This window comes from Nocardia sp. NPDC050717, assembly GCF_040654275.1.
Lineage (GTDB): Bacteria > Actinomycetota > Actinomycetes > Mycobacteriales > Mycobacteriaceae > Nocardia.
Window position 1 is genome coordinate 362,201 of the sequence record NZ_JBFAHR010000001.1, and the last position, 23,110, is coordinate 385,310.

General features: G+C 67.1%; 20 protein-coding genes and 1 tRNA gene. 15 read left to right on the forward strand and 6 right to left on the reverse strand.

Annotation, left to right across the window (positions count from 1 at the left end; translation table 11 throughout):
* Window positions 1-23 precede the first annotated feature (23 nt).
* From rpmG to AB0H56_RS01910, 8 genes are all read left to right on the forward strand, one after another.
* Window positions 24-194, forward strand: coding sequence for a 50S ribosomal protein L33 (gene rpmG / locus AB0H56_RS01875; RefSeq protein WP_019049401.1), 171 nt, complete (start codon window positions 24-26; stop codon window positions 192-194).
* Window positions 195-338: 144 nt separating this feature from the next.
* Entirely contained in the window at window positions 339-1,412 is a 1,074-nt protein-coding gene (locus AB0H56_RS01880) for a fused (3R)-hydroxyacyl-ACP dehydratase subunits HadA/HadB (protein WP_357156148.1), read from the forward strand.
* 201 nt (window positions 1,413-1,613) lie between these two features.
* A tRNA-Trp gene (locus tag AB0H56_RS01885) sits at window positions 1,614-1,686 on the forward strand.
* A gap of 31 nt (window positions 1,687-1,717) precedes the next feature.
* Complete coding sequence (gene secE, locus AB0H56_RS01890; RefSeq protein ID WP_233000907.1) at window positions 1,718-2,092, forward strand: preprotein translocase subunit SecE; 375 nt, start codon at window positions 1,718-1,720, stop codon at window positions 2,090-2,092.
* A gap of 109 nt (window positions 2,093-2,201) precedes the next feature.
* Window positions 2,202-3,008: a transcription termination/antitermination protein NusG gene (nusG, locus tag AB0H56_RS01895; RefSeq protein WP_280221299.1), complete on the forward strand. Its 807-nt coding sequence runs from the start codon at window positions 2,202-2,204 to the stop codon at window positions 3,006-3,008.
* A gap of 241 nt (window positions 3,009-3,249) precedes the next feature.
* Window positions 3,250-3,684 carry a 50S ribosomal protein L11 gene (gene rplK, locus AB0H56_RS01900; protein WP_110039241.1) on the forward strand — a complete coding sequence of 145 codons (435 nt, stop codon included), beginning with the start codon at window positions 3,250-3,252 and terminating at the stop codon, window positions 3,682-3,684.
* Window positions 3,685-3,757: 73 nt separating this feature from the next.
* Complete coding sequence (rplA, locus tag AB0H56_RS01905; RefSeq protein ID WP_110039242.1) at window positions 3,758-4,471, forward strand: 50S ribosomal protein L1; 714 nt, start codon at window positions 3,758-3,760, stop codon at window positions 4,469-4,471.
* Window positions 4,472-4,664: 193 nt separating this feature from the next.
* Window positions 4,665-5,198, forward strand: a complete 534-nt coding sequence (locus tag AB0H56_RS01910; RefSeq protein WP_357156150.1) for an NADPH-dependent FMN reductase — start codon at window positions 4,665-4,667, stop codon at window positions 5,196-5,198.
* A gap of 37 nt (window positions 5,199-5,235) precedes the next feature.
* On the opposite strand, the gene AB0H56_RS01915 is transcribed toward AB0H56_RS01910, so the two are convergent.
* Entirely contained in the window at window positions 5,236-6,846 is a 1,611-nt protein-coding gene (locus AB0H56_RS01915; RefSeq protein ID WP_357156151.1) for an MFS transporter, read from the reverse strand.
* Window positions 6,847-7,256: 410 nt separating this feature from the next.
* Here AB0H56_RS01915 and rplJ point away from each other — a divergent pair, with 410 nt between their 5' ends.
* The 5 genes from rplJ to AB0H56_RS01940 all read left to right on the forward strand — a co-directional run bounded on the left by rplJ (window position 7,257) and on the right by AB0H56_RS01940 (window position 17,644).
* On the forward strand, window positions 7,257-7,787 hold the full coding sequence (rplJ, locus tag AB0H56_RS01920) for a 50S ribosomal protein L10 (protein WP_110039245.1): 531 nt from the start codon (window positions 7,257-7,259) through the stop codon (window positions 7,785-7,787).
* A gap of 63 nt (window positions 7,788-7,850) precedes the next feature.
* Window positions 7,851-8,237, forward strand: coding sequence for a 50S ribosomal protein L7/L12 (gene rplL / locus AB0H56_RS01925; protein WP_110039246.1), 387 nt, complete (start codon window positions 7,851-7,853; stop codon window positions 8,235-8,237).
* Window positions 8,238-8,482: 245 nt separating this feature from the next.
* Window positions 8,483-9,553: an ABC transporter ATP-binding protein gene (locus AB0H56_RS01930; RefSeq protein ID WP_233000903.1), complete on the forward strand. Its 1,071-nt coding sequence runs from the start codon at window positions 8,483-8,485 to the stop codon at window positions 9,551-9,553.
* Window positions 9,554-10,086: 533 nt separating this feature from the next.
* Window positions 10,087-13,587 carry a DNA-directed RNA polymerase subunit beta gene (locus tag AB0H56_RS01935; RefSeq protein ID WP_233000902.1) on the forward strand — a complete coding sequence of 1,167 codons (3,501 nt, stop codon included), beginning with the start codon at window positions 10,087-10,089 and terminating at the stop codon, window positions 13,585-13,587.
* Between the two features lie 103 nt (window positions 13,588-13,690).
* Window positions 13,691-17,644, forward strand: coding sequence for a DNA-directed RNA polymerase subunit beta' (locus AB0H56_RS01940; protein WP_280216440.1), 3,954 nt, complete (start codon window positions 13,691-13,693; stop codon window positions 17,642-17,644).
* Window positions 17,645-17,716: 72 nt separating this feature from the next.
* Here the strand turns inward: AB0H56_RS01940 and AB0H56_RS01945 are convergent, their stop codons facing one another.
* On the reverse strand, window positions 17,717-18,157 hold the full coding sequence (locus AB0H56_RS01945; protein ID WP_357156153.1) for a hypothetical protein: 441 nt from the start codon (window positions 18,155-18,157) through the stop codon (window positions 17,717-17,719).
* 120 nt (window positions 18,158-18,277) lie between these two features.
* A complete protein-coding gene (locus AB0H56_RS01950) occupies window positions 18,278-19,102 on the reverse strand; it encodes a formate/nitrite transporter family protein (RefSeq protein WP_357156155.1) in 825 nt (274 codons plus the stop codon).
* A 158-nt stretch (window positions 19,103-19,260) separates the two neighbouring features.
* On the opposite strand from AB0H56_RS01950, the gene cynS reads away from it, so the two are divergent.
* Window positions 19,261-19,710, forward strand: a complete 450-nt coding sequence (gene cynS / locus AB0H56_RS01955; RefSeq protein ID WP_357156156.1) for a cyanase — start codon at window positions 19,261-19,263, stop codon at window positions 19,708-19,710.
* Window position 19,711: 1 nt separating this feature from the next.
* Here cynS and AB0H56_RS01960 read toward each other — a convergent pair whose 3' ends face one another.
* The gene (locus tag AB0H56_RS01960; protein ID WP_357156158.1) at window positions 19,712-20,689 is read right to left on the reverse strand and encodes a DMT family transporter; all 978 of its coding nucleotides are present in this window, start codon (window positions 20,687-20,689) and stop codon (window positions 19,712-19,714) included.
* Between the two features lie 38 nt (window positions 20,690-20,727).
* Between AB0H56_RS01960 and AB0H56_RS01965 the strand changes: the two genes are divergently transcribed.
* The gene (locus AB0H56_RS01965; RefSeq protein ID WP_357156159.1) at window positions 20,728-21,258 is read left to right on the forward strand and encodes a CGNR zinc finger domain-containing protein; all 531 of its coding nucleotides are present in this window, start codon (window positions 20,728-20,730) and stop codon (window positions 21,256-21,258) included.
* 4 nt (window positions 21,259-21,262) lie between these two features.
* Here AB0H56_RS01965 and AB0H56_RS01970 read toward each other — a convergent pair whose 3' ends face one another.
* Window positions 21,263-21,943, reverse strand: coding sequence for a hypothetical protein (locus AB0H56_RS01970; protein ID WP_357156160.1), 681 nt, complete (start codon window positions 21,941-21,943; stop codon window positions 21,263-21,265).
* Window positions 21,944-22,018: 75 nt separating this feature from the next.
* Window positions 22,019-23,035, reverse strand: coding sequence for an aldo/keto reductase (locus AB0H56_RS01975; RefSeq protein ID WP_357156162.1), 1,017 nt, complete (start codon window positions 23,033-23,035; stop codon window positions 22,019-22,021).
* Window positions 23,036-23,110: the final 75 nt, after the last annotated feature.

Below are 23,110 nucleotides of genomic sequence, written 5' to 3' on the forward strand. Positions count from 1 at the left end.
CCAGACCGGAAAGAAGGCATATCGTGGCCGCGAAGTCCACCGATGTCCGGCCAAAGATCACCTTGGCCTGCGAAGAGTGCAAGCATCGCAACTACATCACCAAGAAGAACCGGCGCAACGACCCGGACCGCCTCGAGCTGAAGAAGTTCTGCCCGAACTGCGGAACCCACCGGGCGCACCGCGAGTCGCGCTGATTCACCAGAACATCTGCCGAAGGCCGGACGAGAGTCCGGCCTTCGTGCTTTTCCGGGGTCGATACGGTACCCCGTCGCGGCGGTGATCACACCCCGGTCGACCTCGTGACCGGCTACGTGTGAGTAAGGTCCAGAGTTGTGACAGTGAACACCGGAACCGACGAAGCGGTGACCGCCGCAGCCGCCGAACCGTTCGATCCCGCCGCGCACGCGGCGGCGATGGTCGGCCACCACTACCGTGTCGACGACTACTACGAGGTCGGCCGCGAGAAGGTGCGCGAATACGCCCGTGCCGTCCAGGACTACCACCCGGTGCACTGGGACGAAGAGGTCGCGCGCGCGAACGGTCACGAGGGTCTGCTCGCCCCGCTCACCTTCATCTCCCTGGTCGGCATCCTCGCCCAGCGCAAGCTGTTCGAGGAGATCGTCACCGGCTACGACCTGAGCCAGATCATGCAGACCGATCAGATCCTGGAATTCCACCGCCCGATCCGCGTGGGCGACCAGCTGACCTGTGACGTGTACCTGCACTCGTTCCGGCAGGCCTTCGGCGGCGACATCATCGTGACGAAGAACATCGTCACCGCGCAGGACGACGAGCTGGTGCTCACCACCTACACCACGCTCATCGGCCGCAGCGGCGGTGACATCGATCCCACGATGTCGGACGCGGTGCGCAACATCCTGATGCACGGCCTCGGCGACGAGGAGCCCGCCCACCACGCCCCGCTCGACGCGCACGCCGAGATCACCCCCGATCCGGTCACCAAGCTGCCCGAGCCCTACGTCAGCACCACCGCGCTGTCCTTCGACAGTGTCTCGGCCGGGGATGAACTGCCGCCGCGCACCGTCCGGCTCACCCGTGGCGATCTGGTGAACTACGCGGGCGTGTCCGGCGACGCCAACCCGATCCACTGGAGCGACGAGATCGTGAAGCTGGTCGGCCTGGACGACGTGGTCGCCCACGGGATGCTCACGATGGGCCTCGGCGGCGGTTTCGTCACCTCCTGGCTCGGTGATCCGGCCGCGGTGAAGGAGTACAACGTCCGCTTCACCAGTCCCGTCTACGTGGGCTCCGACGCGCCGGCCGAGGTCGAGTTCACCGGGAAGGTGAAGTCGGTCGATCCGGCGGCCAGAACCGCGGTCGTCGCCATCACGGCGAAGTCGGCGGGCAAGAAGATCTTCGGGCGGGCCACGGCAACCGTTCAGCTGTCCTGACCTGGTCGCCTGTACCGGATTGGCGAATACCGCACGCGGTGCCGTACACTCGGGACTCTGGGGTCACCGGCTGCTGCGCGCTGATCTTCCCCGGGAGTAGATCTCCCATGGAAGCGGCGCGCATGTTGTGTGACACCAGGGCTCGATAATCGAATATCGACACTGTGGTTGGGCGTCAACAGCTCAGGCTGGTCCAACCGAAGGGGCGTAGCTCAATTGGCAGAGCAGCGGTCTCCAAAACCGCAGGTTGCAGGTTCAAGTCCTGTCGCCCCTGCCCTGAATGCCAGCGACGAGGAAGGATCGACGTGAGCGACGAGCGGGATACTCGCGCCGAAGACGGCGACGACACCGCCGCTGCCACTCGGCCGAGCGGCAAGCGGACAGCTCGCCGTGCGCGCACGTCGGATGCTCCGGCGGACACCGGTTCGGTGGCCACGCTGGACCGGCCCTCCTTGCGCAAGGACAAGGCTGCCGGTAAGGCCAAGACGGGCAACCCGTTCAAGCGGCTGCTCAAGTTCCTGCGAGAGGTCATCGCGGAACTGCGTAAGGTGATCTGGCCCAACCGGAAGCAGATGGTCACCTATACGGCCGTCGTTCTGGTGTTCGTGGTCTTCATGGTCGCGTTCATCGCCGGGATCGACATAGCGTTCGTCAAGGGTGTCGACTGGCTGTTCGGCTGATCGCCGAGCATCGCCGCCGGTAGCCGATCCCGGGCGGAATGGCGGAGTGCGCTCCGCGCCCCGGCCGGGCCCAGAGATGTACGTGACGACACAGGAAGCGAGTGCCTCAGTGAGCACCCCGGAGAACGAAACAAACGCCGAGTTCCCGGTTGACGACACTGTCGTGGCGGAGACCGCCACCGACGAGGTCGAGGCCACCACCGAGCTCGCTGACGCCGACGTGGCCGAAGAGGCCGCTGTCGAAGCCGTCGCCACCGAGGAAGACCCCGACGCCGACCCGGTCGAGTCGATGAAGGCCAAGCTGCGCCGCGTCCCGGGCGACTGGTACGTCGTGCACTCCTACGCCGGCTACGAGAACAAGGTCAAGACCAATCTCGAGACCCGCGTGCAGAACCTCGGCCTCGAGGACTACATCTTCCAGGTCGAGGTGCCGACCGAAGAGGTCACCGAGATCAAGAACGGCCAGCGCAAGCACGTCAACCGCAAGGTGCTACCCGGCTACATCCTGGTCCGCATGGAGCTGAACAACGAGTCGTGGGGCGCGGTGCGCAACACCCCCGGTGTCACCGGCTTCGTCGGCATGACCGGTGGTGGCCCCGGCGCCAAGCCGACCCCGCTGACCATCAACGAGGTCGTGAAGTTCCTGGTCCCGGCCGGTGCGCAGCAGAAGAAGGCCGCCGCGGCCGCCGCGGCGCCCGCCGGTGGCGAGTCGACCGGCGAGGTGTCGGCCAAGCCGATCATCGAGGTCGACTTCGAGGTCGGCGAGTCGGTGACCGTGATGGACGGCCCGTTCGCCACGCTGCCCGCCAGCATCAGCGAGGTCAACGCCGAGCAGCAGAAGCTCAAGGTGCTCGTCTCGATCTTCGGTCGCGAGACCCCGGTGGAGCTGAACTTCACCCAGGTCTCCAAGATCTGATCGACCCCGACCTTCGGAAACGGCACCGCTGCGGCGGTGCCGTTTCCGTTGTCACACCCGCCCCGCTGACGGTGCGCACGACGCGGTTCGGTAGAGTGTGACAGTTCGTGTGTAGACCCGCTCCAGGCGTTTTCCGCCCGGGGTGACGGTCGTGCGCGAATGCCGGGCTTGGACCCGGCGTGGGAGCGATCCCGCAACAGGCTTACGGCAACCGTAAGGAACCGAAACCCAAGGAAGAAAGATGCCCCCCAAGAAGAAGAAGCTCGCCGGGATCATCAAGCTGCAGATCCAGGCCGGCGCCGCGAACCCGGCCCCCCCGGTCGGCCCCGCGCTCGGTCAGCACGGCGTCAACATCATGGAGTTCTGCAAGGCGTACAACGCCGCGACCGAGTCGCAGCGTGGCAACGTCATCCCGGTCGAGATCTCGGTGTACGAGGACCGGACGTTCGACTTCAAGCTGAAGACCCCGCCCGCCGCCAAGCTGCTGCTCAAGGCCGCCGGTGTGCAGAAGGGCTCGGCCGAGCCGCACAAGACCAAGGTCGCCAAGGTCACCATGGACCAGGTCCGGGAGATCGCCAAGACCAAGCAGGAAGACCTGAACGCCAACGACATCGAGCAGGCCGCGAAGATCATCGCCGGTACCGCGCGCTCGATGGGCATCACCGTCGAAGGCTGACAGCTTCCCCCCCGAGTGGGAGGGCCGGCCAGGCCCGACAACCACTTCTGAACCAGATTAAGGACAGACAAACATGGCAAAGCGAAGCAAGGCGTATCTCGCCGCTGCTGAGAAGGTCGATCGCGACAAGCTGTACTCCCCGCTGGCCGCCGCGCGCCTGGCGAAGGAGACCGCCACCACCAAGACCGACGCGACCGTCGAGGTCGCCGTTCGTCTCGGCGTGGATCCCCGCAAGGCCGACCAGATGGTCCGTGGCACCGTCAACCTGCCGCACGGCACCGGTAAGACCGCCCGCGTCATCGTGTTCGCCGCCGGCGAGAAGGCCGCCGAGGCCGAGGCCGCCGGTGCCGACGCCGTGGGCGCCGAGGACCTGATCGAGCGGATCCAGGGCGGCTGGCTCGACTTCGACGCCGCGATCGCCACCCCGGATCAGATGGCCAAGGTCGGCCGCATCGCGCGTGTCCTCGGCCCGCGTGGTCTGATGCCGAACCCGAAGACGGGCACCGTCACCAACGACGTGACCAAGGCCGTCGCGGACATCAAGGGCGGCAAGATCAACTTCCGCGTCGACAAGCAGGCCAACCTGCACTTCGTCATCGGCAAGGCCTCGTTCGACGACGCCAAGCTGGTGGAGAACTACGGCGCCGCGCTGGACGAGATCCTGCGTGTGAAGCCGTCGACCGCCAAGGGTCGCTACGTCAAGAAGATCACGGTTTCGACCAACACCGGCCCGGGCATCCCGGTGGACCCGAACCGCACCCGCAACCTCCTCGACGAGGATGCGTGAGGGAGCGCCAGCGAGCGAACCCATTGACACAGCGCGCCTGAAGCGCACGACGGAACCGAGCGCCAGCGAGGTGGAGTCGTGAGCTTCACTGACAGGTAGCTCCTGATCGACCACGAGGGTGGGAACGCACAGCGTTCCCACCCTCGCGGTTTTCTGGGGACTATTCGATCGGCGATCCCGGTTGCGCACGGGAGTGACCAGGATTCTGCTGATCTCCGGTAGCACCAGAGACGGATCGACCAATACCGCCGCCCTGCGCACGATCGCGGCCGTTGCGCCGCCGTCGGTGCGCGCGGACCTCTATGCAGGACTGCGCGAGCTTCCCGCCTTCGTCCCCGGTGACGATCCTGCCGGCTACCCCGCGGTGACCGCCCTGCGTGCCGACCTCGCCGCCGCCGACGCGGTCCTGATCTGCACCCCCGAATACGCGGGCACACTGCCGGGCAGCATCAAGAACCTGCTGGATTGGACCGTGGGCACGGCCGACCTGTACGAGAAGCCGACCGCGTGGCTGACCGTCGCGGTGCCAGGCCGCGGCGGCGGCGCCGAGACCACCCTGGCGACGGTGCTCGGCTATGTCGGTGCCGAGATCGTCGAATCGGCGTGTCAACGGCTGCCGGTGCTCGGCGCCGATGTCGGTGACGACGGACTGGTCGCCTCACCGGAGTTCCGCAGCGGCGCGCGCCAGGTGCTGGCCGCGCTTGTCGCGCACACAACGGGGGAGTGAAGACGGCGCCGGGCGATGCCGCCCGGCGCGCGTCAGGTCAGTCCGCGCTCTTGTCGGTCTCCCGCCAGGCGAGCAGCACGGACTCGCCGCCGTGTGGTTTCCACGGCAGGAAGATCGCCACGATCACCGCGCAGACGAGGACAGCGCCGGTCGCGACCAGCGACGCGGTGTGCGCGCCCTGGAGCGTCGCCGTCTTCATGGCGACGATGAGGTTCTCGCGCTGGGTCTCGAAGAACGGGGCGAGTTCGCGTTTGCGCAGTTCCAGCACGCTGAGTGGGCTGGCCTTGACCAGGCTCTTCTCGTTGTCGTTCATGATGCCCGCCGGAATGGCGTCGATCCGCGCGCCGATCCGGCTGGTGTAGTACGAGGCGACGATCGAGCCGAGGACCGCGACGCCGAGGGTGCCGCCGATCTCGCGGGTGGTGTCGTTGACCGCCGATCCGGCGCCCGCCTCTTCCAGCGGGAGAGCCGACATGATCGATTCGGTGGCAGGGCCCTGCACGATGCCGAGGCCGAGCGCCATGAACACCATCGAGGGCAGCACGCCGATCAGGTAGCTGCTGTCCACGGTGACCTGCCCGCCCAGGTAGAGCCCGAGCCCGGTGAGCGAAAGACCGATCACCAGGACGGCCGTGGTGCCGACCCGCTGTGCGAGCAGCGTCGCGACCGGCGCGCCGATGGCCACCGAGAATGCGAACGGCAGCGAGGCGATGCCGAATTCGAGCGGCGTGTATTCCCGGACACCCTGGAAGTACTGGGTGATCAGGAACAGGAACCCGAACATGGAGAAGTAGCCGATGGCGATGGCCAAGGCGGGCAACGAGAATCGCCGATTGCGGAACAGGCGCATGTCGAGAATCGGTGCGGGAGTGCGCAATTCCCAGATCACGAAGGCGGCGAGCAGGACCGCGCCCAGCGCGGCGGTGCATAGGGTGGTGAGCGAGAGCCAGCCGTTGTGCGGCGCCTCGATGATCGCCCACACCACCAGCGTGATGCCGACGATCGAGAGCGCGATGCCTGGCAGGTCCAGCCCGCCGACCTGCTCGGCGCGCGATTCCGGCACCCAGAGCAGTGTCGCGATCAGCGCGGCAAGGGCTACCGGCACGTTGATCCAGAACACCGAGTGCCAGCTGAAGTGTTCGAGCAGCCAGCCGCCCGAGATCGGGCCGATGGCGATGGCGAAGCCGGCCATCGCGGTCCAGGCGGCGATGGCGAGCGCGCGTTCGCGCCGGTCGGTGAAGATGTTGATGATCAGGGCGAGGGTGGCGGGGAAGACCGCGGCGGCGAAGACGCCCATCGCCGCGCGAGCTGCGATGACCTGCGTCATCGACTCGGCGAGCGCGCCGCCCACCGACGTCACGGCGATGCCGACCAGGCCGATGATCATGATCCGCCTGCGGCCGTAGCGGTCGCCGAGGTTGCCCGCGGCGAGCAGTAGGCCGGCGAAGGTGAGGGTGTAGGCGTCGACGACCCACTGCAGGCCGGAGACGCCGGTGGCGAGCTGCACGCCGATGGAGGGGAGGGCGACGTTGACGATGGTGTTGTCGAGAACGACCAGCAGTTCGGCCAGACAGATCACGGCGAGTGCGAGGAATCGCCGCGAACGCCGGTCCAGCAACACTGGTGGAGCGACTAGCGAGGTTGTCATAGCCCAGGAGTGAACCAGGTTACTGTCACCGTGCGTAACACCTTCTCGGTGCGATTGCTACCACAGTGTAGGAATGAAGTGACCTGGCTCACTGTGAATTCGGATGAATCCGGCGGCGGTGGCCCGTTTTGGCAGATGGGGGTGGGTCCAGGTACAGTGGACTCCGGTCATCGACCTGTTCGATGACTACCCATTCGTTCTACCGAAGACCGTTGGTCGTCGATGCCGTTTGCGCGGTGTCGATCGAAGGTCCGGCGACATTGCCGGCGGCCCACGCAGGGAGAGCTGAGGCAGAAGAAGTCTATTCTTTCGCGCCCCGGTACGCCTTGCGTCCGGGGCGTTAGTTTTGTCGCCGGCCCCTGAATTCGGTAGTGCGCGTTCACGAACCGACATCAGAGAGGAGGCGAAGTATGGCGAAGCCTGAAAAGGTCACCGCTGTCGCGGAGATCGTGGAGCAGTTCAAGAACTCGACGGCCACTGTGGTCACGGAATACCGTGGCCTGTCGGTCGGCAAGCTCACCGAGCTGCGTCGCGCCCTCGGCGCCGAGGCCACGTACTCCGTCGCCAAGAACACCCTGGTCAAGCGCGCGGCCGCGGAAGCGGGCGTCGAGGGCCTGGACGACTTGTTCGTCGGACCGACCGCCATCACCTTCATCCAGGGTGAGCCGGTCAACGCCGCGAAGGCGCTCAAGACCTTCGCCAAGGACAACAAGGCGCTCGTCATCAAGGGCGGCTACATGGACGGCGCTGCGCTGTCCGTGTCCGAGGTCGAGAAGATCGCCGACCTGGAGACCCGCGAGGTCCTGCTGGCCAAGCTGGCCGGCGCGATGAAGGGCAACATGTCCAAGGCTGCCGGGCTGTTCTCGGCTCCTGCCGGTCAGGTGGCCCGTCTGGCCGCCGCGCTGCAGGAGAAGAAGCAGGCCGAAGGCGCTGCCGAGTAATACCCCCCGCGTGTGGGTGTTACCGCCCGCGCACACAGACATTCACTACCGAAAGGAACAATCATGGCCAAGCTGTCCACCGAAGAGCTGCTCGACGTTTTCTCGGAGATGACCCTCCTGGAGCTGTCCTCCTTCGTGAAGGCGTTCGAGGAGAAGTTCGAGGTCACCGCCGCTGCCCCCGTCGCCGTTGCCGCCGCGGGTGCCGCCCCGGCCGCCGCTGACGCCGCCGAGGAGCAGGACGAGTTCGACGTCATCCTCGAGGGTGCCGGCGACAAGAAGATCCAGGTCATCAAGGTGGTCCGTGAGATCGTCTCCGGCCTGGGCCTGAAGGAAGCCAAGGACCTGGTCGAGGGTGCCCCGAAGCCGATCCTGGAGAAGGTCGCCAAGGAGGCCGCCGAGGCCGCCAAGGCGAAGCTGGAAGAGGCCGGCGCCAAGGTGTCCGTCAAGTAATTCAGCGCTTCGCGTTCGACAGCCGGGCGGTCCCCTTTCGGGGGCCGCCCGTTTGTCATTTGTCCCGACATGGGAAGGTGATACACGCTGTACCCCGAGGTCCGGGTTACTCTTCAGTCATGTAGGGGTGTGCCCCGTCTCACTGATGGGTTACAGTGACCGGACCCACAGAGCCGTGACGCGCCGCCGTGATGTGAGCGTGCGGGAGCGGGGTGGGGTGCTCGCAGGGATCAATGGAGGTAGGCGTGGGCGTCGAGGTCAGGACCGAGGGTGTAACCAAGTCCTTCGGTTCTCAGCGAATTTGGCAGGACGTGTCGATCACGCTTCCCTCGGGTGAGGTGAGCGCGCTACTCGGGCCTTCCGGCACGGGTAAGTCGGTGTTCCTGAAATCGCTCATCGGTCTGCTGCGGCCCGAGCGCGGGTCCATCTTCATCGATGGCACCGATATCACCACCTGCTCCAACAAGGAGCTCTACGAGATCCGCAAACTGTTCGGCGTCCTGTTCCAGGACGGCGCGCTGTTCGGCTCGATGAACCTGTTCGACAACATCGCGTTCCCGCTGCGGGAGCACACGAAGAAGTCGGAATCCGAGATCCGGCAGATTGTGATGGAGAAGCTCGAGCTGACAGGTCTGCTCGGCGCCGAGAACAAGCTGCCCGGCGAGATCTCCGGCGGTATGCGCAAGCGTGCCGGCCTGGCCCGCGCGCTGGTGCTCGACCCGCAGATCATCCTCGTCGACGAGCCCGACTCGGGTCTGGACCCGGTGCGTACCTCGTACCTGGCGCAGCTGCTGCTCAACATCAACGCCCAGATCGACGCCACGATCCTGATCGTGACGCACAACATCAACCTGGCCCGTACCGTGCCCGACAACATCGGCATGCTGTTCCGCCGCCAGCTGGTCATGTTCGGCCCCCGCGAGGTGCTGCTGACCAGCGAGGAGCCGGTGGTCAAGCAGTTCCTCAACGGCCGCATGATCGGTCCGATCGGTATGTCGGAGGAGAAGGACGAGGCGCAGATGGCGCGCGAGCAGGCGCTCGTCGACGCCGGTCACCACCACGGTGGCGCCGAGGAGATCGAGGGCATCATCCCGCAGATGAAGGCGGAGCCGGGCATGCCCGCCCGCCAGGCCGTGTTCCGGCGGCAGGCCAGGGTTCGCGAGATCATGCACACCCTGCCGCACGCCGCTCAGGTCGCGATCCGCGAGTCGCTCGCCGAGTCCGACGACACCCAGGTGATGGCGGCCTACGGCGCCGATCAGCCGACCGAGCAGTTCGACACGAAGACGATTCCGCACGGCCAGATCAACGGCTGAGCGCGCTCCGAGACACCACGAAACCCCGGTCCTCGCGGCCGGGGTTTCGTCATGCCTCGGCCGGAAAATGCCCTCTGAACGGGCGTTTTGCCGGTTGGCGCCGACGGCGTGTCGCGGGTAAAATAGCCGCGGTTCCCGGCGGGGATGTGTAGCGCGCCAGGCGATCTCACTTCTCGGACAGACCCCGCCGCGCCACTTGACGAGCCGGGCGCGAACCGTCACCCTATTCACAGCAGCGTCAGCTGTTACAGGGGCACAGCGCCCAGGGCACCCGACGCGGCCAGCGTCCACGGGAGTTCGGCGCGTTTGCCGTGTGAGCGGTCGCACGGATGGTATGTTGACACCCCCTTATATATGGGTGTAAGTTTGGACGTTGCGCTGGCTGCCTCCTGTCCACACCTTGATTCGCACACGAAAGTTCCACCTTCCGGTGTTACTTCCGCTGCTGCCTGTTCGGGTTTCGTTCGGGTTGTAACCAGCGGAATTCGTAGCAGACAAGCGACGGTCGCGGACCACCACGCGACGCGCGTGAGGTGCTGGAAGGACGCATCTTGGCAGTCTCCACCCAGACCAAGGCTGGAATCCCCGGAGCCCCGTTGAGGGTTTCGTTCGCGAAGATCCGTGAGCCCTTGGAGGTGCCCGGACTTCTCGACCTACAAACGGACTCGTTCGCCTGGTTGGTCGGTACCCCCGACTGGCGTGAGAAGGCGGCCGCACGCGGCGACGTCGGTCTCGCAGGCGGCCTGGAGGAGGTGCTCGAGGAGCTCTCGCCGATCGAGGACTTCTCCGGCTCGATGTCCCTGTCGTTCTCCGACCCGCGCTTCGAAGAGGTCAAGGCCTCCATCGAGGAGTGCAAAGAGAAGGACATGACCTACGCGGCGCCCCTGTTCGTCACCGCGGAGTTCATCAACAACAACACCGGCGAGATCAAGAGCCAGACGGTCTTCATGGGTGACTTCCCGATGATGACCGACAAGGGCACCTTCATCATCAACGGCACCGAGCGTGTCGTCGTCTCGCAGCTGGTGCGTTCCCCCGGCGTCTACTTCGATCACTCGATCGACAAGGGCACCGAGAAGGACCTGCACAGCGTGCGCGTGATCCCCTCGCGCGGCGCGTGGCTGGAGTTCGACGTCGACAAGCGCGACACCGTCGGCGTCCGCATCGACCGCAAGCGTCGTCAGCCGGTCACCGTGCTGCTCAAGGCGCTGGGTTGGACCACCGAGGAGATCGTCGAGCGTTTCGGCTTCTCCGAGATCATGATGTCCACCCTGGAGAAGGACAGCACGCCCGGCCAGGACGAGGCGCTGCTCGACATCTACCGCAAGCTGCGTCCGGGCGAGCCGCCGACCAAGGAGTCCGCGCAGACCCTGCTGGAGAACCTGTTCTTCAAGGAGAAGCGCTACGACCTGGCGCGCGTCGGTCGCTACAAGATCAACAAGAAGCTCGGCATCCACGTGCACGAGCCGGTCACCAGTTCGGTGCTGACGAAGGAAGACATCGTCACCACCATCGAGTACCTGGTGCGTCTGCACGCCGGTGACAAGACGATGACCGCCCCCGGCGGCGAAGAGGTGCCCGTCGAGGTCGACGACATCGACCACTTCGGCAACCGTCGTCTGCGCACCGTCGGCGAGCTCATCCAGAACCAGATCCGTGTCGGCCTGTCCCGCATGGAGCGCGTGGTCCGCGAGCGGATGACGACTCAGGACGTCGAGGCGATCACGCCGCAGACCCTGATCAACATCCGCCCGGTCGTCGCCGCGATCAAGGAGTTCTTCGGAACCTCCCAGCTGTCGCAGTTCATGGACCAGAACAACCCGCTCTCGGGTCTGACCCACAAGCGCCGCCTGTCGGCGCTGGGCCCGGGTGGTCTGTCCCGTGAGCGCGCCGGCCTGGAAGTCCGTGACGTCCACCCGTCGCACTACGGCCGCATGTGCCCGATCGAGACCCCGGAAGGCCCGAACATCGGCCTGATCGGCTCGCTGTCGGTGTACGCGCGGGTCAACCCGTTCGGCTTCATCGAGACCCCGTACCGCCGCGTCGTCGACGGCAAGGTCACCGACGAGGTCAAGTACCTGACCGCCGACGAGGAAGACCGCTACGTCCGCGCGCAGGCCAACTCGCCGGTCGACGCCGAGGGCCGCTTCGTCGAGGAGAAGGTCCTCGTCCGCCGCGCCGGTGAAGAGGTCGAGTTCGTCCACCCGTCGCAGGTCGACTACATGGACATCTCGCCGCGCCAGATGGTGTCGGTCGCGACGGCCATGATCCCGTTCCTCGAGCACGACGACGCCAACCGTGCCCTCATGGGCGCGAACATGCAGCGTCAGGCCGTGCCGCTGATTCGTTCCGAGGCCCCGATCGTGGGCACCGGTATGGAGCTGCGTGCCGCGGTCGACGCCGGCGATGTCGTGGTGAACGAGAAGCCGGGTGTGGTCGAGGAGGTCTCGGCCGACTACGTCACCGTGATGGCCGACGACGGCAGCCGCAAGTCCTACCGGATGCGCAAGTTCAACCGCTCCAACCAGGGCACCTGCTCCAACCAGCGTCCGATCGTGGACGAGGGCCAGCGGGTGGAGAAGGGGCAGGTCCTCGCGGACGGCCCCTGCACCGAGAACGGTGAGATGGCGCTCGGCAAGAACCTTCTTGTCGCCGTCATGCCGTGGGAAGGCCACAACTACGAGGACGCGATCATCCTGTCGCAGCGCCTCGTGGAAGAGGACGTCCTCACCTCGATCCACATCGAAGAGCACGAGATCGACGCCCGCGACACCAAGCTGGGCGCCGAGGAGATCACCCGGGACATCCCGAACGTCTCCGACGAGGTGCTGGCCGACCTGGACGAGCGCGGCATCATCCGCATCGGCGCCGAGGTCCGCGACGGCGACATCCTGGTCGGCAAGGTCACCCCGAAGGGCGAGACCGAGCTGACCCCCGAGGAGCGCCTGCTCCGCGCGATCTTCGGTGAGAAGGCGCGCGAGGTGCGCGACACCTCGCTGAAGGTGCCCCACGGTGAGTCCGGCAAGGTCATCGGCATCCGCGTGTTCTCGCGCGAGGACGACGACGATCTGCCTCCCGGCGTGAACGAGCTGGTCCGCGTGTACGTGGCCCAGAAGCGCAAGATCCAGGACGGCGACAAGCTCGCCGGTCGCCACGGCAACAAGGGCGTCATCGGCAAGATCCTCCCCACCGAGGACATGCCGTTCATGCCCGACGGCACCCCGGTCGACATCATCCTGAACACCCACGGTGTTCCGCGTCGTATGAACATCGGCCAGATCCTGGAGACCCACCTGGGCTGGATCGGCAAGGCCGGCTGGAACGTCGACGTCGCCACCGACGGCACCCGCCCCGAATGGGCGCAGTCGCTGCCAGAGGAGATGCTGGGCGCCCCGGCCGACTCCAACATCGCGACCCCCGTCTTCGACGGCGCGCGCGACGAGGAGCTGACCGGTCTGCTCGGCTCGACCCTGCCGAACCGTGACGGTGAGCGCATGGTCAACGAGAACGGCAAGGCCACGCTGTTCGACGGCCGCTCGGGTGAGCCGTTCCCGTACCCGGTCGCGGTCGGGTACATGTACATCCTGAAGCTGCACCACCTGGTCGACGACAAGATCCACGCCCGTTCGACCGGCCCGTACTCGATGATCACGCAGCAGCCGCTGGGTGGTAAGGCGCAGTTCGGTGGTCAGCGTTTCGGTGAGATGGAGTGCTGGGCCATGCAGGCCTACGGCGCGGCGTACACGCTGCAGGAGCTCCTGACCATCAAGTCCGACGACGTGGTGGGCCGTGTGAAGGTCTACGAGGCGATCGTCAAGGGCGAGAACATTCCGGAGCCGGGCATTCCGGAGTCGTTCAAGGTGCTCCTCAAGGAACTCCAGTCGCTGTGCCTCAACGTGGAAGTGCTGTCCTCGGACGGCGCCGCGATCGAGATGCGCGACGGCGACGACGAGGATCTGGAGCGCGCCGCGGCGAACCTGGGCATCAACCTGTCCAGGAACGAAGCGGCCACCGTCGACGATTTGGCGAACTAGGTGGTGACGCGGGTGGCTGCTCCGGCAGCCACCCGCGGACCCGCGATCGGTAACTAGTGAACTTTTTGCTCGAATTCGACCCGAACAGGGGAAAGGAAGTTACGTGCTAGACGTCAACTTCTTCGATGAACTCCGGATCGGCCTGGCCACCGCTGAAGACATCCGCCAGTGGAGCTATGGCGAGGTCAAGAAGCCGGAGACCATCAACTACCGCACGCTCAAGCCGGAGAAGGACGGGCTCTTCTGCGAGAAGATCTTCGGCCCCACCCGGGACTGGGAGTGCTACTGCGGTAAGTACAAGCGCGTCCGCTTCAAGGGCATCATCTGTGAGCGCTGTGGCGTCGAGGTGACTCGCGCCAAGGTGCGTCGTGAGCGCATGGGCCACATCGAGCTGGCCGCGCCGGTCACCCACATCTGGTACTTCAAGGGCGTCCCGTCGCGTCTTGGCTACCTGCTGGATCTGGCGCCGAAGGATCTCGAGAAGATCATCTACTTCGCCGCCTACGTCATCGTCGGTGTCGACGAGGAGCTGCGCCACAACGAGCTCAGCACCCTCGAGGCCGAGATGGAGGTCGAGAAGAAGGCTGTCGCCGATCAGCGCGACGCCGACCTCGAGGCCCGCGCGCAGAAGCTGGAAGCCGACCTGGCCGAGCTGGAGGCCGAGGGCGCCAAGTCCGACGTCCGCCGCAAGGTCAAGGACGGCGGCGAGCGCGAGATGCGTCAGCTGCGCGACCGCGCCCAGCGTGAGCTGGATCGTCTCGACGAGATCTGGACCACCTTCACCAAGCTGGCCGTCAAGCAGCTCATCGTCGACGAGGTGCTCTACCGCGAGCTCGTCGACCGCTACGGCGAGTACTTCACCGGCGCCATGGGTGCGGAGTCCATCCAGAAGCTGATGGAGAACTTCGACATCGACGCCGAGGCCGAGAGCCTGCGCGAGACCATTCGCTCCGGCAAGGGCCAGAAGAAGCTGCGCGCGCTCAAGCGCCTCAAGGTCGTCGCGGCCTTCCAGGCCAACGGCAACTCGCCCATGGGCATGGTGCTCGACGCCGTTCCGGTGATCCCGCCGGAGCTGCGCCCGATGGTTCAGCTCGACGGTGGCCGTTTCGCCACCTCCGACCTGAACGACCTGTACCGCCGCGTGATCAACCGCAACAACCGCCTCAAGCGACTGATCGATCTGGGCGCGCCCGAGATCATCGTCAACAACGAGAAGCGGATGCTGCAGGAGTCCGTCGACGCGCTGTTCGACAACGGCCGTCGTGGTCGCCCGGTCACCGGTCCGGGTAACCGCCCGCTGAAGTCGCTGAGCGATCTGCTCAAGGGCAAGCAGGGTCGTTTCCGTCAGAACCTGCTCGGCAAGCGTGTCGACTACTCGGGCCGTTCGGTCATCGTGGTCGGCCCGCAGCTGAAGCTGCACCAGTGCGGTCTGCCGAAGCTGATGGCGCTCGAGCTGTTCAAGCCGTTCGTCATGAAGCGTCTGGTGGATCTCAACCACGCGCAGAACATCAAGTCCGCCAAGCGGATGGTCGAGCGTCAGCGTCCCCAGGTGTGGGATGTCCTCGAAGAGGTCATCGCCGAGCACCCGGTGCTGCTGAACCGCGCGCCCACCCTGCACCGCCTGGGTATCCAGGCCTTCGAGCCGCAGCTGGTCGAAGGCAAGGCCATCCAGCTGCACCCGCTCGTGTGTGAGGCGTTCAACGCCGACTTCGACGGTGACCAGATGGCCGTGCACCTGCCGCTGTCGGCGGAGGCGCAGGCCGAGGCGCGCATCCTGATGCTGTCGTCGAACAACATCCTGTCCCCGGCGTCGGGTCGCCCGCTGGCGATGCCGCGTCTGGACATGGTGACCGGCCTGTTCTACCTGACCCGTCTCGACGAGAAGGGTGTCGGCACCTACCGTGCCGCGGGCAAGGACGAGCCGGAGCAGGGCGTGTACTCCTCGCCCGCCGAGGCCCAGATGGCCGTCGACCGCGGTGAGCTCACCGTGCGTTCGATGATCAAGGTGCGGCTCACCGAGCAGCGCCCGCCGAAGGAGATCGAGGCGGAGCTGTTCCCGGACGGTTGGCACCGCGGCGACGCGTGGCTGGCCGAGACCACCCTGGGTCGCGTGCTGTTCAACGATCTGCTCCCGGCGGACTACGCGTTCATCAACGAGCCGATGCCGAAGAAGCGGCAGGCCACGATCATCAACGATCTGGCCGAGCGCTACCCGATGATCGTCGTCGCGCAGACCGTCGACAAGCTCAAGGACGCCGGCTTCTACTGGGCCACGCGTTCGGGTGTCACCGTCTCCATGTCGGACGTGCTCGTTCCGCCGGAGAAGGCCGAGATCATGGAGCGGTACGAGGCCATGGCGGATCAGATCGAGAAGAAGTACCAGCGTGGTGCTCTCGATCACCAGGAGCGCAACAACGCCCTGGTCAAGATCTGGCAGGAAGCGACCGAAGAGGTCGGTACGGCGCTGCGTTCGCACTACCCGGCCGACAACCCGATCATCACGATCGTCGACTCGGGCGCGACCGGTAACTTCACCCAGACCCGTACCCTCGCCGGTATGAAGGGCCTGGTGACGAACCCGAAGGGTGAGTTCATCCCGCGCCCGATCAAGTCCTCCTTCCGTGAGGGCCTGACCGTGCTCGAGTACTTCATCAACACCCACGGTGCTCGTAAGGGTCTGGCCGACACCGCGCTGCGTACCGCCGACTCGGGTTACCTGACCCGTCGTCTGGTGGACGTCTCGCAGGACGTCATCGTGCGCGAGCACGACTGCGGCACCGAGCGCGGCATCGTCGTGCCGATCGCGGAGAAGCAGGCCGACGGCTCGCTCATCCGGGACGCGCACGTCGAGACCTCGACCTACGCGCGCACCCTGGCGACCGACGCGGTCGACGAGAAGGGCAACGTCGTCGTGGCCAAGGGCGCCGATCTCGGCGACCCGGCCCTGGAGGCGCTGCTCGAGGCCGGCATCACCGAGGTGAAGGTCCGCTCCGTGCTGACCTGCACCACCGGTACCGGCGTCTGCGCCACCTGCTACGGCCGCTCGATGGCCACCGGCAAGCTGGTCGACATCGGCGAGGCCGTCGGCATCGTCGCCGCCCAGTCCATCGGTGAGCCGGGTACCCAGCTGACCATGCGTACCTTCCACCAGGGTGGTGTCGCGGGTGACGACATCACCGGTGGTCTGCCGCGTGTCCAGGAGCTCTTCGAAGCCCGTGTCCCCAAGGGCAAGGCGCCGATCGCGGAGGTCTCGGGCCGGGTGCGCCTCGAGGACGACGACCGCTTCTACAAGATCACGATCATCCCTGATGACGGGTCGGACGAGGTCGTCTACGACAAGCTCTCGAAGCGTCAGCGTCTGCGTGTGTTCAAGCACGACGACGGCACCGAGCGCCTGCTGGCCGACGGTGACCACGTGGAGGTGGGTCAGCAGCTGCTCGAGGGCGCTGCCGATCCGCACGAGGTGCTGCGCGTGATGGGTCCCCGTCAGGTGCAGGTGCACCTGGTCCACGAGGTCCAGGAGGTCTACCGCTCGCAGGGTGTGTCGATCCACGACAAGCACATCGAGGTCATCGTGCGCCAGATGCTGCGTCGCGTGACGATCATCGATTCGGGTGCGACCGAGTTCCTGCCCGGTTCGCTGACCGAGCGTGCCGAGTTCGAGGCCTCGAACCGTCGCGTGGTGGCCGAGGGTGGCGAGCCCGCCTCCGGTCGTCCGGTGCTGATGGGTATCACCAAGGCGTCGCTGGCCACCGATTCGTGGCTGTCGGCGGCCTCCTTCCAGGAGACCACCCGAGTGCTGACGGACGCGGCGATCAACTGCCGCTCCGACAAGCTGATCGGCCTGAAGGAGAACGTGATCATCGGTAAGCTCATCCCGGCCGGTACCGGTATCAACCGGTACCGCAACATCCAGGTGCAGCCGACCGAGGAAGCCCGTGCCGCCGCGTACGCGGTGCCGTCTTACGACGACACCTACTACTCGCCGGACAGCTTCGGTTCCTCCACCGGTGCCGCGGTGCCGCTGGACGACTACGGCTTCAGCGACTACCGCTAGTCGATAGCGCGAACGCCCCGCCCCCTTCCGAGGGGGCGGGGCGTTCGTCGTTTCCGGGGTCGAGCCTGTTCGTCAGCCTGCCGAGCCGGTCAGGGCGTCGAGGAGGCCGCCGAGGCCGCCCGAGCCGCTGTCGCCGTCGCCCGGGCCCGGGTTGGTCGGCTTGGGGACGACGGTCACCGTCACCGTCTTGGAGCTCACGAGTTCCTGGACCGCCTTGATCTCGTGGGTGCCGGTGGTCTTCGGGGTCCAGGTGATCGTGGCCTTGCCGTTGGACACCGAGACCGGCTCACCGATCTGGGTGCCGTTGTCGGTGAAGGTCACCTTGAACAGGAACGAGGTCGCGGTGACATCGGCGGTCACGGTGTAGGCCGTGTCGACGTAGTGCGTCGTCCCGCTGACCGCGATCGACTGGACGAGCGCCGAGGCCTGCGGTGCGACGAGCACGGCGGCCGCCGCGACCGCGCCGAAGGCCGTCAGACCGGCGCCTGCCCGCCGGGTGAGGGTGAAGCTCATGAGGTACTCCTGGATTCGCGCTGTCCCACTGCTGTGGGTGAGCCAGAGAGTATCGACCCAGGTCGCCCCTGTTCAGAAAACTGAAATAATCGCGCTTCACCTTGAGGTGGGAGTCGATGTCTAGTCGACGGCCGACTCGGGGCGGCGGGGTGGGGCGGTGCGGGCGTGGGTGGCGTAGAGGGTGAGGCCGACGAAGGTGAGGCCGCCGACGAGGTTGCCGACGACGGTGGGGATTTCGTTCCAGAGGAGATAGTCGCCGAGGGAGAAGTCGCCGCCGAGGAGCAGGCCGGAGGGGAACAGGAACATGTTGACGATGGAGTGCTCGAAGCCCATGTAGAAGAAGAGCATGATGGGCATCCACATCGCGATCACCTTGCCCGACACCGAGGTCGACATCATCGCGGCGACGACGCCGGTGGAGACCATCCAGTTGCACAGGACCGCGCGGATGAACAGGGTGAGCATCCCCGCCCCGCCGTGCTCGGCGTAGCCGACCGTGCGGGATTCGCCGATCTCGCCCAGTTTCTCGCCGACAGCGCTGGGGTCCATCGAGAAGCCCATGGTCAGGATGATCGCCATCATCACGGCGACGGTGAACGCGCCGGCGAAGTTGCCGACGAACACCCACCCCCAGTTGCGCAGCATCGAGCGCACCGTCACCCCGCGCCGCTTGTCCAGCAGGGCCAGCGGCACCAGCGTGAAAACGCCGGTGAGCAAGTCGAATCCGAGCAGGTACAGCATGCAGAAGCCGACCGGGAACAGCACCGCGCCCAGCAGCGGTTCGCCGGTGTTCACGGTGATGGTCACCGCGAAGGCGGCGGCCAGGGCGAGGATGGCGCCCGCCATGTAGGCGCGGATCACGGTGTCGCGGGTGGACATGAACGCTTTGGCCTCGCCCGCGTCGATCATCTTCTCGACGAAGTCGGCCGGTTTCAGATAGGACATGCAACCCCATTCGTAGTGCTTCCAGCACAGTAGTTTTCGCGGCCGAGATTGCCTGCCGATCACTGAAGGTTGCCGCTGCGTAAATAGTGGTATGCCACTATGGCGGGGATGGGTCGGCGGGTGGGAGGCTGGCGGCGTCCCCGATCTCAGGAGCCCGCATGCAACCGATCATGAGCAAGTCCGCCGCCGCCGACCTCGTTGTCGCCGCCCGTATCCGCAAGGAGCTCACCTGGGCCGCCATCGCGGAATCGCTGGGCGCGCCGCTGGTGTGGACGACGGCAGCCCTGCTCGGTCAGCACCCGATGACCGCGGAACAGGCGGCCGCGGTCTGCGCGCTGCTCGACCTCGACGAGACCATCGCCGAGAGCCTGCGCCTGCAGCCCTCGCGCGGCGCCGACCCGGCCCAGCTGGCCGACCCGACGATCTACCGGCTGGTCGAAGCCGTCTCGGTCTACGGTCCCGCGCTCAAGGCCCTGATCCACGAGGAATTCGGCGACGGAATCATGAGCGCCATCAACTTCAACATCGACATCGCCCGCCGCCCGCACCCGGACGGCGACCGCGTGGTGATCACGCTCGACGGGAAGTTCCTCGACTACCGCTGGTGAGTCAGGTGCGCACCTCGGGCTGCACGGGCACCGCGGGATCGCCGATCCCGTGTGGCTCCGGTTCGCCGAGCCGCACGGCGACGACGCCGACGAGAATCAGTGCCCCGCCGAGCAATTGGATCGGCCGGGGTGCCTCGCCGAGCAGCGCCCAGGCGAAGATGAGGGCGGCGAGCACCTCGTTGAGCGCGACGAAGGAGGCCAGGCGCGAACCGAGGCGGCGGGTCGCGGCGATGCCGGTGACGTAGGCGATCGCGGCGGTGACGATGCCGATGAGCAAAATCGGCACCCACCAGGGCGTGCTGAAATCGTCGAACACCACGGTGTCGGTGGTGGCGCGCAGGGGGACGATCCCCGCGACGCCCGCCAGGAGCAGCGCCACCCCGCCGATGAGCAGGCCGCCCGCGGCCAGGACGGTGCCGGGCAGCTCGCCGCCCTCGGCCGAGAGCAGGAAATAGGCGGCGGCGCCGACCATCGAGCCCAGCGCCCACAGGATGCCGATCGGGTCGGCGGAGACGCCGGAGACCACGTCGAGTACCAGGAGCAGGCCGGTGATCCCGAGCAGCGCGCCCGCCACGGTCGCGGCGCCGGGCCGCTGCCGGTGCCGCAACCACAGCCAGCCGACGATCGCGATCGGTGCGGCGAATTCGATGAGCAGCGCGACGCCGACCTCCATGTGCGCGACTGCATTGAAGTAGGCCAGCTGGGTGCCCGCCACCGCGATCAGGCCGTAGGCGACGACGAGAGTCAGGTTCTCCCGCAGCAGGTTCCAGCGCCCGCGCAGCTGCGGAATCGCGAGCGGGAGCAGGACCGCCGCAGCGAGCAGGACGCGCACGGCCACGACGGCGGCCGCGCTCCACCCCGCGTTCATCAGTCCGCGCGCGAGCGAGCCGGACAGCCCGAACGACGCCGCGGAGGCCACCGCGAACAGCAGGCCGGTGCGCATCCGTCGCGCGGTTGCGTCATGAGTCAACGTCGCCATGACTAATGACGGTAAGCACCCTGCGGTAATGTGTCAATGTGGTTTTCGCTCATGACACCGAAGCGGCGTTGCTGGCGGCTGTCGAATTGGTCAACTCCGCCGAGGACCCCGATACGCTCACCGAACCGGCCCAGCTGGCCGAGTTCTTCCACCGGCACGACTACACCGGCGTCCGCTCCGGTGACACCGCGGAACTCGCGGCCGTCCGGGCCCTGCGGCCCGCCCTGCGCGAACTGCTCACCAGTGATCGCGACACCGCCGTCACCCTGGTGAACCGGATCCTGGCCACCCACCGCGCGGTCCCGCAGCTGGTCCGGCACGGCGAGGTCGACTACCACGTGCACGCGGTGCCCGCCTCGGCCGGGCTCGACATCCGCATCGCCGTCGAGACCGCGATGGCGATGATCGATGTGATCCGCGCCGACGACCTGGCCCGGCTCTCGGTGTGCGCCGACGACTCGTGCGCGGGCCTGGTTCTCGACCTGTCACGCAACCGTTCGCGGCGCTACTGCAGCACGGCGTGCGGTAACCGCAACGCGGTCGCCGCCTACCGCGCCAGGCAGCGCTGACCGGTCAGCGCACCTTCGGGCACTTCTTGCCCGCCAGGTGACACTTGTCCTCGAACCCGGCGGGTAGCCACGTCCCCTTCCGCAGCTGGGGATGCTGAGGAAAGTGCTGGAGCGCGGCGGTGGTGAAGATCAGCGGCGCCCACGCGGTGCGGATCTGTAACTGCTGCAGCGTGCCAGCGCGGTCGGGGAACCGGCAGCCGAGCAGATCGGGCGCGGTGAGGTCGACACTCTCCAGCGCCGACCAGTGCAGCGAGCAAAACTGATCCGGATTGGCAAGGTGCACACGATGATTCGAGATCATCGCCGAGCCGGGTCGCTCGGCCACCCAGCGCGGCCGCGCGGCCGCCGCGGCGCGGGATCGCCGCGTCTCGTTGCGGATGCCGTTGCCGAGGTGCGCCGCGGCACCGAGCGGTGTCCGTCCGTCGGCGCGCACCTGGCCGCGCGTCCACCGGCCGTCCCCGAGACCGCGCCAGGTGAACCAGTGGACGCCGCCGTCGGCGAGGCAGGTCTCGCCCGGCTCCAGCCGGACCCGGGTGGGGGTGGACGGGATCTCGGCGCCGCGCCCGGCCGCGAGCAGCGCCACCACCCCGCACGTGTACAGCAGATAGTCGTCGAACCACGTCCAGCCGGCCTGCTCGGCCAGGGCGCGATCGATATCGGCCAGCGGGTCGAACACGTCTCTCACCACCCACTCCCACCGCGCGCGCACGGTCGGCGCGCTGTTCCTGCCTCAACGGTAGCGCCGGCGCGGTGACCGGGGTCAGCGCTCGCTGTCGAGCGCCGCCATCTGCGCCGCGGCGTAGCGCTGCCCGGCGACCGCCGCGGCGGGGGCGGCCGCCTCGATCGCGGCCAGTTCCGCCGGGCTCAGCGTGACGCGCAGGGCGTCGAGCGTCTCGGTGAGCCGGGCGCGGCTGCGCGCGCCGATCACCGGCACGATATCGGTGCCGCGGCTCAGTGCCCAGGCGATGGCGAGCTGGGCGACCGACACCCCCTTGGCGGCGGCGATCTCGGCGAGTGCCTCCACCAGGCGCAAGTTGTGCGTGAGGTTCTCGCCCTGGAAGCGCGGGCTGTGGGTGCGGAAGTCGGCGGCGTCGGCCGGTGCGCCGCCGGTGCGGAAGGTGTCGCTGAGCAGGCCGCGGGAGAGCACGCCGTAGGCGGTGATGCCGACGCCGAGTTCCCTGGCGACGGGCAGGATCTCGCGCTCGATGCCGCGCGAGAGCAGCGAGTACTCGATCTGCAGGTCGACGATGGGATGCACGGCGTGTGCCCGGCGCAGAGTGTCGGCGCCGATCTCGGACAGGCCGATATGGCGCACGTAGCCTGCGTCGACCAGCTCGGCGATGGCGCCGACGGTGTCCTCGATCGGCACGTCCGGGTCGAGCCGGGCCGGACGGTAGATGTCGATGTGGTCGACGCCGAGCCTGGTCAGGCTGTAGGTCAGGAAGTTGCGCACGGCCGCGGGGCGTCCGTCGAAACCGCCCCACGAGCCGTCGGGGCCGCGCAGTCCGCCGAACTTCACGCTCAGGACCACATCGGCCCGCGGCCGCTCGGCGATGGCCTTGCCGATCAGCAGTTCGTTGTGGCCCGCGCCGTAGAAGTCGCCGGTGTCGACGAGGTCGGCGCCCGCGTCGATGGCGGCGTGGATCGTCGCGCGGGATTCGCGGTCGTCGGCGGCGCCGTACATGCCGGACATGCCCATCGCGCCGAGGCCGATGCGGCCGACCCGGGGACCGGTGGCGCCGAGGCCGACGCGAGGAAGGGAGATCGAGTTCGTCATGGCTCCAGCCTGGGCGCCCGGACCGTGGCGCGGCAGAGACCGCTCATCGGGGGACCGCCGATCCCTGGCTGACCC